This window comes from Christiangramia sp., from assembly GCF_029937855.1.
In the GTDB taxonomy this organism is placed as follows: Bacteria; Bacteroidota; Bacteroidia; order Flavobacteriales; family Flavobacteriaceae; genus Christiangramia.
In genome coordinates this window covers 1-12787 of record NZ_JAPYPC010000053.1, presented here as the reverse complement: position 1 = coordinate 12787, position 12787 = coordinate 1, and the positions used below count along the sequence as shown (strand labels likewise).

Below are 12787 nucleotides of genomic sequence, written 5' to 3'. Positions count from 1 at the left end.
TGGACAGGGCATTTATTCTAAAATAAATTATCCTGCCACCCCGACGAACCACCTGTTAAGTGGAACTAGAACACTGTTAATCTCTTGATTTTCAGTGTTTTTTTTTGTTTTTAGAAATATCAAAGAATATCATTTAATAGCATAGGTCTGGTGAATCATTTGTTACAGATAATTCCGTAACTTCCTAGGGAATTTAGTTGATTCGATTTTCGTCTTTGCAAACTGATTGTTTCATTAAAAACGGTTTAAATACTTAATCTGAAAAAACCTAATATGAACAATTTCTCTTTAGAAATCTCCGTATATTTTTTCTTATAGGAGTAATAGTACTAATTCCTTTTTTATTTAAGTAGATATCAAATTTTTTAAGAATGATTATCCCATTCTTTTCAACCTCCTGGTGCAAAGTAGGATAGTCATGACAATGACACATCTTGCTTTGCTATTTCAAATCTAAATTTGAATTTTCCGTTCGTTGTTTTACAGAGAATTCAAATAACGTACCCTCTCCCATTTTACTTTTTACCGAAATAGTTCCTTCCATACTTTCGACAAGTTTTTTAACCGTAGAAAGTCCAATCCCATGACTCTTATTGCCTTTAGGGTCAGTAGTTTTTAAAAAACTAAAAAGTTCAAAGATTGTATCGAGTTTATTATGCGGAATTCCAATTCCATTGTCTTTTATACCAAAATGGTAATAATCATGATCTTCTTTACAATGAATATCAATTAAGGTTTTTTCATTTGAATTATATTTGAGGCTATTACTAATTAAATTTAGCATCACTTGTTCAATTGAAGCTTTGTTAGCTATAATTTTCAAATTTTTTTCAGGAAAGTTTATTTCACAATTTGAGTCTATTCGAAGTATATCAATTATATCTTCTAGTAAATCATTCAGAAAAAAGCTTTCTACCCGTTCTAAATCTTCTTTATTTTTTGAGTAGTATTCTAGAATGCTAGTAATATATTGGCTTAAAGTAAGGCCAGATTTTTTTATATAATTCAAGTAATCTAACCCCTGATCGTCCAATGAATCTTTGTATTTTGCCTTTAACATATCGGTTGTTAAAATAATATTTGCTAAAGGCATTTTTAAATCATGGCTTACATTACTCGCAAATTGCTTGAGCATCTTATTGGTTTCCTCTTGTTCTTTGCGTATTTGTTTTAATTCCTCATTCTTTAAATGAGTTTCATATAATATTTCAACTTGCTTCCCTAAGGCAATGAGGGATTTTTTTTGATTTATACTTAACTTCTTTTCTTTTTTATTAATTACACACAAAGTTCCCATTGCCAGACCATCCTTATTTAAAATTGGAACACCTGCATAAGATCTGAAATGCATCTCTTCTGATGCTACCAAAGGATTATCTTGGAATCTTTCATCTTCTAGTGCATTTTCAACCTCAAATAAACTGTTTGGTTCTAGAATTGCATGGCCGCAGAAAGAAATATCTCTTGCAGTTTCATCCTCCGAAAATCCCTTTTTCGATTTAAACCACTGCTTTTCCTCATCTAAGATCGTTAATAGAGCTATTGAAGACTTACAAATTTCCCTTGCCAGTGTGGTGATGTTATCAAATGTTTCCTGCGGTAGCGAATTAAGTAAACCAAGTTGCCTTACTCCTTTAAGTCGACGTTCTTCGTTAAGGGGTTTATTTGGAGTTAGCATTTAGTAAATAAAAATTAAACATTCGATCACAGATGGGGAGGTACGCTTTAAAATACACCAAACTTAAAATTGATTTGAAATTTTACTTGATTCTTTTCTTTATTAATCTTTTCATAAAATTTTACAGAATAAAATTTTGATCCAATTGATTTTGCTGATTAAGAGAGTTGAAAGGTTAACTAAAATTATATTTGGAGCAAGGTAATAAATATAAATTTGAAGAAAATAATGGAAGGTTTAAAAAGTATCATTACTGAATTCCTATAAATAACTAGAATTTAAGAAAAGGATATTATAGAGAAGAGCTATTTTAAAGAGAATCATACCTTTAAAAAATCAATGATGAGCAAATCTTATCGATCCTCTTTGTTATATGAAGTTTGGCGAATGATTAGATGAAACATTAAAATAGTTAATAGTAAAAGTATTATGGTTACAGCTTTTTATTCTAAGGTAAATTATCCTGTCCACGACCATTATAAAAACCTTATTAATCATACGATTATCAAAATTTTGTTGTTTTTGGCCCCTATTAGAATTTTGATGTAAAATCCTATAAAATGAATCCGATTAGGTGACTTCTTATTATAAGGGGCTAATTGGTTGAATAGTAAAACCTTATTTTTTATAAGGATAAAAAAATCGTTTTTCATTTTCATCCCATTTTTCTTTTAAATCTGGATCTGATAGATCCCAATCTGGTCGAACCTTTTTCGAAATGTTCCGAAAAGCCTGGCGAATTTCTTTAGGAGTTGGTCTTCCCCAGTACCAATATCCATTATATATCTTATAAATTTTTAAACCATGTTCTAAAAGGATGGTAAATGGGATCATTGGATCATGCTTTGGATCTGTATATTCCGGGATTTGTAGATCCTTCTGAATCTTTCGTTTTTCATCTACGAAGTAAAGCTTTACTAGGCACACAGCCGGTACTAAGACATTTACCGCCTATTTTTTCTGAAGATTTATCAACCAGTAAAACCTTAAAGCCTAATTCCAGCATTCCCATGGCGATTCCCAATCCACCCGAACCGGCACCAATTACAATAAGGTCATATTTTGAAGACATAGATATTCTTTAAGTATTATCAGAAATAAAAGAAACTGTCTAAAAAGTCGAGGAAACGTCATCCTGAATTTATTTCAGGATCTTAACTAATTGAAAATCAAAAGCAGTTAGAAGCTGAATCAAGTTCAGCTTGACGAAATAAGGACTTTTTAGACAGCCTCTTTGACAAATTTCCGGTGCACTCACTAATTCATATCTTTCTCTTTCATACCTTTCTCATTCTCTTTCTCTTTCGTACCTTTCTCTTTCATCTTTTCTTTCAGTTTTTTGACCTTAGACATATCCATCGTTGTTTCATCTGCATTGGTAATATTGCTCTGAGGTACATCAAATTGAAGTTCTTTCAGGTAGTCTTTTTTATTTCCCTCCAGCATGGCCATGATAGCTTCACCGTAATACTCTCTGGCTTCTTCCACACTTCGCTTATCCTCAATGACATCATTTGCAAGATTTAGTGCCAAAAGATTAGCAGCTTCCTTATCACACCTTGCAGACATAACTCCCTTGGTTCTTTCTACAATTACGCTACCATCAAATTCTGCCAGGTCGTCATATTTATCTACCGGCACATCATAATTAATAAATTGTTCCAAAACATCCTTGTGTGGCATGGGAAAATCATGCTGGATCTCTTCTTTATAAACGATGGTGTGGGTAAAAGGACCTGTCTCTTCCCACATAAGCATGCTCGGGGTTTGCTCGTCAGGATCACCATACTTGTCCATCATGGCTTTTGCAGCTTTTTTAGCGGTTTCCGGCCAGTTATCTATATCAGCTTTCATCTCCTGGCTATTGGCATTCAGGATAAAAAGGCCGAATAATACTGGTAATAATAAATTCTTTAAATTTTTCATTTTTCTAGTTTTTTGGTTAATAAAAAATGGATGACCTAATTTAAATATTAAGGGGGTCAAAAAACAATTTTTAAAATAAGCTTAACTGAGAACGTTAATTAAACCTAATTTCTCGTCCTTATGATTTAAAAGGAATGTGTTTTGGGAATACCCTACCCTTAAAAAAATAAGCAGCCCAGTATTGTGAAAATCGATAAAATCTCTTTGACTAAAAACTTATAGATTTTTTAAAATAAATAGACTGGAGCGGCCATCTTTAGTTAAAACACATATATTTTTGTTTTCCTATTGCCCAGTTTTATTAAATTACAAAGCAAAACCTACTGCTCCATGTCTTCAAATCTTCATTTAAAACAAGAATTTTATGATGTTCTTTCAGAAAATCATTCAATTTTAGAATGGCTTAATCAGGAAACCATTTCAGGAATTTGGGTTGTAAATGAGACCTTTCCGGAAAATCTGTGGATGAATTTAGCTTTTCTGAAAAACCTGGGATATGACGATGATGAAACTTCAGAAGTTGAAGTAATTTCTCTCCTATCCAATACTATAAAAACTCATATTATAAATTTTGTAAAAAATTCAAGTAATGAAATATTTGAATTTGAAGACATATTGATATTTGAGAAAAAATCTGGAATAAAGATTGGCTTCAAAGCCAATGGAAAAAAGATAATATCAGCAGAAAGAAGCGCTCTATACCTAATTAAATTGAGGGAGGTGCAGGATTGGAGAATAGACAACGGATCTTTGGAATCCAGAATGGAAACCAATCGTAATTTGATAAATATCTATCATGAAACCAATGAATTGGCCAAAGTTGGTGGCTGGGAAGTAGATTTGATCAAAAACAAGTTGTCCTGGACTAAAGTTACAATGGATATTCATGAAGTTGGGCAGGATTATGAACCCGTTTTAAGTGAAGGTATTAATTTTTATAAACCCGGGTGGAGCAGGGACACCATCACTCAATTATTTAATGATGCAGTCGAGAAAGGAATTCCTTTTGATATAAAACTCAAGCTTATTACTGCGAAAAAAAATGAGATTTGGGTTAGGTCACTGGGTAAACCTGTATTTAAGGACGGTAAATGTATAAGGGTATATGGTGCCTTCCAAAATATTGACACCGAGAAGCGAATTGAGGAGAAATATAAGAGTACAAGGGAACAATTTGAGATGATCTTCAATAATTCTTCCGTAGGAAATGTCCTTATAGGAAGCTCAGGAGAATTGTTGCAGGTGAACCCAGCTACTTTTAAAATCTTTGGTTACGATGAAAAAGATAGAAAAGAGGTCATGAAGATGAGCTTTAAAGACCTTATTCATAAAGATTTTCTAATAAATGCGGTTTCTTATAGGAATCGACTAATCGCCGGAGAAATAAATAATTACCAGTTAGAATCAAAATTTCATAAGAAAGATGGTACAATCATTTGGTGTAGAACAAACTCTTCCATCATTCGGTCCAGCGAACCTGATAAAGACCTTATAATTACACAGGTCGAAGATATTACGGAAAAGAAAGAACTTGAATTTAAAGCCAGAGAGAATGCTAACAGGTTCAAAGCTGCATTTGAATATTCACCTATAGGCATGGGCGTTGTTAGTCTGGAGGGCGAATGGCAAATGGTGAATCAAAATCTGGCCAGTATTTTTGGTTACACTAAGGAAGAATTTATCAACAAGACTTCTCGGGAATTAACCCATGAAGATGATCTCAAAAAAGATTCTTCCAACTTACGTTCCCTTCTAAACAGAGAAATTGATACTTATAGCGTAGAGAAGAGATTTATTCATAAAAATGGAAAAACCATTTTTGGAATCCTAAATGTTTCTACTATTGTAGACGATGATGGGGCACCACGTTATCTTATTGGCCAGGTTAATGATATAACAAAACGTATTTTATTTGAGCAAGCTTTACAAAGGAGCCTAAATGACCTTCAAAGCTTAATGGATGCCACCACTCATGTATCTATCATAGAAACTGATTTGCATGGAATTGTACAGAAATTCAATAAAGGAGCTGAAAATCTCCTGGGTTATAGCGAAGAGGAAGTAAAATTCACTTTCAATGTTAAAAATCTTCATGAAGCTAAAGAAATAGAAGATAGAGGGAAAGAACTTAGTGCAGAAAACGGAAAAGATATTCAGGGTTTTGAAGTTTTTATTTACCATGCAAAACAAGGTTTTTACGATTCGAATGAATGGACTTATATAAGGAAAGACGGTAGTAAATTCACCGTCCAGCTAGTAGTTACCGCTATTACGAATCAAACAGGTGAAATTACGGGTTTTTTAGGTGTTGCCACTGATATTTCGCAGCTCAAACAAATGGAAACTAATCTAATCAAAGCTAAGAAAAAAGCTGAGGCTGCCAGTAGATCCAAATCTGAATTTCTTGCCAATATGAGCCATGAAATTCGTACTCCGCTAAACGGAATTATCGGTTTTACAGATCTTCTAATGCGAACCGAACTGGAAAATTCACAGCAGAAGTATATGCACACCATTTATAATTCTGCAAATTCCCTGATGGATATTATAAATGATGTTCTGGATTTTTCAAAAATAGAAGCTGGAAAATTAGAATTAAGCGAAGAAAGATTAGACTTAATAGAACTTTGTACTCAAACAATAGATATCATTAAACATCAGGCTCATAAAAAAGGCCTGGAGGTTTTGGTGAATATTTCACCATCCCTTAGAAGATACGTGTATGCAGACGCTGTTCGATTAAGACAAATTCTAACTAACCTTTTAGGGAATTCAGTAAAATTCACTCAGGAAGGGGAAATAGAACTGAATGTTTCCTCGCAGGCTATTTCAGAAAAAGAAGATGAGCTTCTTTTCAATTTTTCCATTAGAGATACAGGAATTGGCATTGCTCCACAAAATCTTAAAAAGATTTTTCATGCATTTGACCAGGAGGATGCCTCTACTACCAGAAAATATGGAGGTAGTGGTCTTGGCCTCTCCATTAGTAATAAGCTTTTAAATCTTATGGACAGTAAGCTGGAGCTGAAAAGTACTTTAAATGAGGGTAGTATATTTTCTTTTAAAGTAAAATTAAAAACAGATAAAGAACTTAATTATATAGCTAAATCCAGTAGAAACATTAAAAATGTACTGGTTGTAGATGACAACACGAATAATCGAACCATCTTAACCGAAATGTTAGCTGCAAACCATATTAACACTCAGGAATGTGCTAATGGCGTAGAAGCTTTAAATTTGCTAAACCAAAAAAACAGCAATTTTGATTTAGCCATTATTGATTATAATATGCCGTATATGAACGGATTGAGTGTTATTGAACAAATAAGGAATAACCTGAAAAAAAGTTCAGATGAACTTCCCATTATTCTTTTACATAGTTCTACCGAAGACCAGGAAATTCTAAAAGGCTGCAAAGATTTGGCGGTTAGATTTAATCTCACCAAACCTATCCAAATACACACTCTGTTCAAGATGATAGACTCTATAGAGCAACCTGGAGAGATAAAACCTATTGAAAATTCATCGACATCAAAAACCATTGATCTTACTAAGGTGCATGATATTTTAATTGTAGAAGATAACCCGGTGAATAGATTTCTGGCAAATTCAATTATTAAAAAAATCTTACCTAATTCCAATCTAATCCAGGCTGAAAACGGACTGGAAGCTGTGGAAAAATATAAGAATAATAAGCTGGACCTTATTTTCATGGACATTCAAATGCCAATAATGAGCGGACTGGAAGCTACAGAGGAAATCAGGAAAATTGAAAAGGAAAATTCTTACACACCGATCGTAGCGCTTACAGCCCGTGCTGTCAAAAATGAAAAGAACCGATGTATTAAATCGGGAATGGATGATTACCTTGCAAAACCAGTAATACTGGAGGATATACGAATAATATTAGAGAAATTTCTTCTGTCCTCAAAGGAAAAAGAAATAAAGAAGTAACAATCAAAAAAAAGGATTATTGGCTTTTTTAACAGGCAGTAAATAGAATTTTGATTTACTTTACTCCTTGTAAAGCTTTAGTTTTATTACTCTAAAGAAGTTTTATCTATTTATTTTTTTGCTTAAAATAATTTAAAGGGCTCTATTTCCCCAAATTACCCCAACATGAAAAACCTAGAACCATCTTCCATATATTCTATTCTCCTGATAGAAAATTCCTTAGATGAAAGCAATCATTTTGTCGATATAGTGAAGAAAGAGAATGAAAAGGCTCAAATTAAGGTTTTTGCCAATAGTTTTGAAGCCATCCAGTGGTTGCAGCAAAACCATCCTGAGGTGCTGGTTATAATGGAAGATGCTCAACCCATGAATGCTTCTCAAACCACAGATTACATCCGCCAGGAACTCCAGCTAAAAATACCCATTTTTATTGCCTCTGCATCATCTGAAAAAAGGTTGGAGCATAGAATTTTAAAACCATTCAGTAGGGAATCCATGTCTGTCTTATTTGAAAACGTTACAGAAACTCAGGAGATACAAGAACAGCCGTTATTTTCATTGGATTACCTCAGGGATATTTCCGATAATAATATGGAGTTTATAATGGAATTACTGGAAATATTTAAAACTTCAGTAGAAAAACAATTACAAGAACTGGAGATTGCTAAAGAAGAAAACGATTATGAAAAAGCTGCGAGAATAGCACATAATATAAAACCTTCTTTTGAGATGATCGAAAATGAGGAAGCTACAGCAATATGCAATAATATTACTTACGATATAGAGGACCATTCACTTTCAAACTTAACTTCAGAACTAAAAATAATCTTTTCCAGGATTTTATTACAAATTGAAAAGAATTTTGCCCGAAAAAAAAGTTAGATGCAAAAGATCTTAATTATAGAAGATAATCCCATGGTCGTAAAATCCCTCGAGTTTAAACTCAGCAGGGAAAATTATGAGGTAGTGGTTGCAAAAGACGGCAGGGAAGCTATGAATTTTTTAGACCTACATTCTTTTGATCTGGTATTAACAGATCTTATGCTCCCTTTTATATCTGGAACCCAGCTCATACAGCACATCAAAGAAACTTTTCCCCGCACACCTGTTATTGTACTTTCCACCTCCAAACAGGAAAATATAATTATGGATGCATTTAACCTGGGAGTAGATGATTTTATAACCAAACCTTTTAATCCCAATGAGCTATCACTCCGAGTAAAAAGATCAATAAGAAAATTTCAGTAGAATAAGTGAAAGACCTAATTAAAAATATTATAGAGAGTAGTGACTGGATCCTGAAAACAAACCTGATCTTAACCGGCGTTTTTTTTTGTGTTATCCTTGGATTCATCTTTGTAATACTTTACTTAAGAATCTCTAAAATTCTAAGAAATCAAAAAATTGAGAAATATAGAAATATTTTTTCTGATTTTATAACTCGTTATCTTTTCGATGAAAAAGAAGTTTCATTGGAAGCAGTACAGGCATTTAAGCAAGCTCATATCAAACATACGCTGGGTAAAAGAACCGCTATACAGGTGCTTTTAATATTTGAACAAAATTTTAATGGAGAAGCTAATCAAAAGGTTAAAGAGCTGTTTGTTCAATGGGATTTGAAAAATTATATCCAAAGAGACCTTAAGAGTGAAAAATGGTATAAAATAGCACGAGCTATCTATATAGCTTCAGAATTAAATCTAAAAAGTCTGGCGCCACTCATTGAGAAACATATAGATTCTGAAAAAGATGAACTAAGGCAACAGGCCATGCTTTATTATATTCAGCTATCAGATAATTCTCCCCTTGAGTTTCTGGGCAGAATAAAAAAACCCTTAACACGCTGGGAGCAAATTTATATTGAAGAATGTTTAAAAAGCAACTATACCGGGATAACTCCAGATTTTTCACGATGGCTTGAGAGTGAACTAAATAGTATACAATCTTTCTCCATCAACATGATTGGAGAATATAACCAGTTTGAAAATATTCCCCAACTCGTTCCATTTCTTTCAAGTGAAAGTCCAGAGTTAAAAAAGGAAACCATCCATAGTCTTGGGAAACTAGGATATCCAGATCTGGTGCCACATTTATTGAAAATGTTTAAAAATGAACCTCCTGCCGTAAAAAGTTTTATCCTAAAAACAGTCTCTAATATAGGTGCTATAGATGATCTGATAACATTTGAAAAAATGATACCAAAAGATGACTGGGTAAGCAGACAGGTATATTTTAATCTTACCAATTTTCGGGAAAAAGATCTTTCCCTTTCTAGCCTTTAATGATATATTGCAAATCCAATCCTAAAAAAATTAGCTCTTGAGTATTCACCAGATTACAGAAATCGGCAGCTGGTTATTTTTAATTTATGGACTTATCATCTGTACCGGCTATACCTTTGCAGCTATTTTTTCTTTTCTGGAAATAAGGGATTATAAGAGAAAAAACAATTTTCAGGCTGAATTTACCCTACTCCAATCTTCGAATCTTCCATGGATTTCCATATTGGCTCCGGCTTATAATGAGGAAGCCAATGTAGTTGAAAATGTACGTTCTTTATTAACACTCAATTACCCTTCGTACGAAATTATTATCATTAATGATGGAAGTAAGGATGCAACCCTACAAGAGTTAATTAAAACTTTTGAAATGGAATCCGAAGACTTTTATTATCATCCTTTCATTCAAACTGAGGAAGTAAAAGGGATTTATAGATCTAAAAATGACTCTTTCAGAAACCTTACAGTTATAGATAAAGTGAATGGAGGAAAAGCAGATGCGCTAAATACCGGTATCAATATAAGTGATAAGGAGATTATTTGCTGTATAGATGTAGATTGTATTCTTGAAAGCGATGCTTTATTAAAACTGGTAAAGCCCTTTTTAAATAATAATAAGAAAGTGATCGCCTCTGGCGGAATCATTAGAGTGGCCAATTCCTGTATTATTGAAGATGGAAGAATTATCGATGTTAAATTGCCCAATACCTTTTTAGCCAGGGCACAAATTATTGAATATTTCAGGGCATTTTTAATGGGTAGAATGGCCTGGTCCCACTTAGACGGACTTTTACTTATTTCAGGGGCTTTTGGAATGTTTGATAAGGATACCGTAATTGAAGCAGGAGGTTATAATCACAATACTGTTGGAGAAGATATGGAGCTTCTCGTAAGGATGAGGAAAATAATGAGAGAAAAGGAAGTCCCCTATACAGTTGGTTTTGTGCCAAATCCTTTATGTTGGACTGAAGTTCCACAAAAATGGAAAATTCTCCATCGTCAGCGTAACAGGTGGACCAGGGGTACGGCAGAAACCCTCTGGATGCACCGCAAAATGCTTTTTAATCCAAAATATGGAGTTTTGGGATTACTCAGCACCCCCTACTGGTTCTTTTTTGAATGGTTAGCGCCCTTGATTGAATTTGTAGGCATTATCTATGTAGTATTACTTTTAATATTCAGCAGCCTGGATCTTTGGGTATATTTGATTTTCTTTGGGGTTGTTTATAGTTTTGCTGTTTTATTTTCTATTACCGCTTTATTTTTTGAAGAATTTTCTTTTCAGCAATACAAGAAACCTAAATATATTATTCGACTATTAGGAACCATATTATTTGAACCTTTGATCTACCATCCATTTGTGATGTGGGCATCGGTAAAAGGAAATTGGGATTTGATAAACGGTAAAAAAAGCTGGGGTTCGATGAACAGGACAGGCTTAGGTAATAAAAGAAAAGCATAATTTAAGCTTAAAGCCTGGAAGAGAATTTCGTTTTTTTTGTAAATTTCAGTTACCTAATATAGGCCTAATCGTTATAAGCACAAAAGGATCTTTAATAGCGGTACCCATAACATTAATCTGATTTTTGTATGAATTGCGTGATCATTGATGATGAAGAATTGCCCAGAAAAATATTGAGTCAGTTAATAGATTCTGAGCCCACTTTAAATCTATTAGAAATTTTTAACAACCCTGTTGAAGCACTGAAATTTATAAATACTAAAGAAATAACCATAGATTTAATCTTTCTGGATGTTTTAATGCCTCATCTTAATGGTTTCGATCTCATAAAGTCTGTCCCCTCCCATCCTTACATAATTCTAGTTTCTGCTGAAAAAAATTATGCGCTGAATGCTTTTGAATATGAAAATGTGATTGATTATTTATTAAAACCAGTGCAAAAAGAACGATTTAAAAAAGCCATACAGAAAGTTTTACAAACACAGAAGAAAGCTGATATCAACGAAATAGAGAAATCTTCTGAAATTAAAGAAAGTGAGCTATATATAAATAGCGATAAAAGACTGATAAAAATAAATATTCCTGAAATCCTTATTATAGAAGCAAAAGGGAATTTTATTTATATTAAAACCATAGACGATAATTACCTAACCTACTCCTCTCTTAAAAAAATAGAAGCCAAGCTTCCAGGCTCTATTTTTATAAGAATCCATCGCTCATATATCATAAATTTTAAAAAAATTATTGATATTCAGGATAATAGCATCCTTATTGGCAAAGAAATAATTCCCTTGAGCCGCCGTTATAAAGCTCAATTACTTTCACGACTCAACTTACTGTAAAATTCATTTTATATAATGTTTCCTGCCATTTATCTTTTTAACCCCACCTTTTAAATAAAAATTATCAAGGAGAGGAACTTCACCTGTATTTTTACATCAAATCTTTAAGGATATATAGAGGTCCTTCCCCAGGAATACCCTACACCTCTAGCCTTACAGATTATTTTTTAACAATTATAAGTATATGAATATGGGAGACGCTGGGAGTCGTATAGAGTTAGTAGGAGAATTAAATTCAAAAAACGTGTCAGAGATAGAAAAACAGCTGCACGAGAATTTAAGTAAACATGAACATTTGATAATTGATTTAAATAAACTGGAAAATATTGATGTTTCTGGAATTTTTATGCTTTTCATGTTTAAACAGAATGCACAGAAATCTAATAAAAATGTTTCTTATTTATTAAATTCCGCTAAGGTAATCACAGGAAATACTTTCAACCTTGACATTCCTGAATTATTTAAAGCTAGCAGTGAACAGAATGTCGAGTAAACATTCTGCTCATTTTCACAAAAAACCCTATTTAAATTATTTGATTTTATTGGTTCTAAGCTTCATTTAGCTCAAATAAAGAATTTTTAATGATCGAAAATTGCCATGTTCAAGTGATAAATGCAACTGGCCAAGTTGATTTTAATTTTTCTA

General features: G+C 32.9%; 11 protein-coding genes. 7 read left to right on the top strand and 4 right to left on the bottom strand.

The window, feature by feature from the left end; genetic code table 11:
• Positions 1–442 precede the first annotated feature (442 nt).
• From Q1K34_RS17430 to Q1K34_RS17415, 4 genes are all read right to left on the bottom strand, one after another.
• Entirely contained in the window at positions 443–1678 is a 1236-nt protein-coding gene (locus Q1K34_RS17430) for a GAF domain-containing sensor histidine kinase (RefSeq protein ID WP_300441862.1), read from the bottom strand.
• Positions 1679–2296: 618 nt separating this feature from the next.
• Positions 2297–2605, bottom strand: coding sequence for a hypothetical protein (locus Q1K34_RS17425; RefSeq protein ID WP_300441861.1), 309 nt, complete (start codon positions 2603–2605; stop codon positions 2297–2299).
• A complete protein-coding gene (locus Q1K34_RS17420) occupies positions 2574–2750 on the bottom strand; it encodes an FAD-dependent oxidoreductase (protein ID WP_300441859.1) in 177 nt (58 codons plus the stop codon). The genes Q1K34_RS17425 and Q1K34_RS17420 overlap by 32 nt, the downstream gene beginning before the upstream one ends.
• A 185-nt stretch (positions 2751–2935) precedes the next feature.
• Positions 2936–3604, bottom strand: a complete 669-nt coding sequence (locus Q1K34_RS17415) for a hypothetical protein (RefSeq protein WP_300441857.1) — start codon at positions 3602–3604, stop codon at positions 2936–2938.
• Positions 3605–3934: 330 nt separating this feature from the next.
• Here Q1K34_RS17415 and Q1K34_RS17410 point away from each other — a divergent pair, with 330 nt between their 5' ends.
• From Q1K34_RS17410 to Q1K34_RS17380, 7 genes are all read left to right on the top strand, one after another.
• Positions 3935–7558, top strand: coding sequence for a PAS domain S-box protein (locus tag Q1K34_RS17410; RefSeq protein WP_300441855.1), 3624 nt, complete (start codon positions 3935–3937; stop codon positions 7556–7558).
• Between the two features lie 165 nt (positions 7559–7723).
• Complete coding sequence (locus Q1K34_RS17405; protein ID WP_300441853.1) at positions 7724–8440, top strand: Hpt domain-containing protein; 717 nt, start codon at positions 7724–7726, stop codon at positions 8438–8440.
• Entirely contained in the window at positions 8441–8806 is a 366-nt protein-coding gene (locus Q1K34_RS17400; RefSeq protein ID WP_300441851.1) for a response regulator transcription factor, read from the top strand. It begins immediately after the preceding gene.
• Positions 8807–8811: 5 nt separating this feature from the next.
• Positions 8812–9840: a HEAT repeat domain-containing protein gene (locus tag Q1K34_RS17395; protein WP_300441849.1), complete on the top strand. Its 1029-nt coding sequence runs from the start codon at positions 8812–8814 to the stop codon at positions 9838–9840.
• A 37-nt stretch (positions 9841–9877) separates the two neighbouring features.
• Positions 9878–11299 carry a glycosyltransferase gene (locus Q1K34_RS17390; RefSeq protein WP_300441847.1) on the top strand — a complete coding sequence of 474 codons (1422 nt, stop codon included), beginning with the start codon at positions 9878–9880 and terminating at the stop codon, positions 11297–11299.
• A gap of 128 nt (positions 11300–11427) precedes the next feature.
• On the top strand, positions 11428–12141 hold the full coding sequence (locus Q1K34_RS17385; protein WP_300441845.1) for a LytTR family DNA-binding domain-containing protein: 714 nt from the start codon (positions 11428–11430) through the stop codon (positions 12139–12141).
• A gap of 184 nt (positions 12142–12325) precedes the next feature.
• Positions 12326–12634 carry an STAS domain-containing protein gene (locus tag Q1K34_RS17380; RefSeq protein WP_300441842.1) on the top strand — a complete coding sequence of 103 codons (309 nt, stop codon included), beginning with the start codon at positions 12326–12328 and terminating at the stop codon, positions 12632–12634.
• Positions 12635–12787 lie beyond the last annotated feature (153 nt).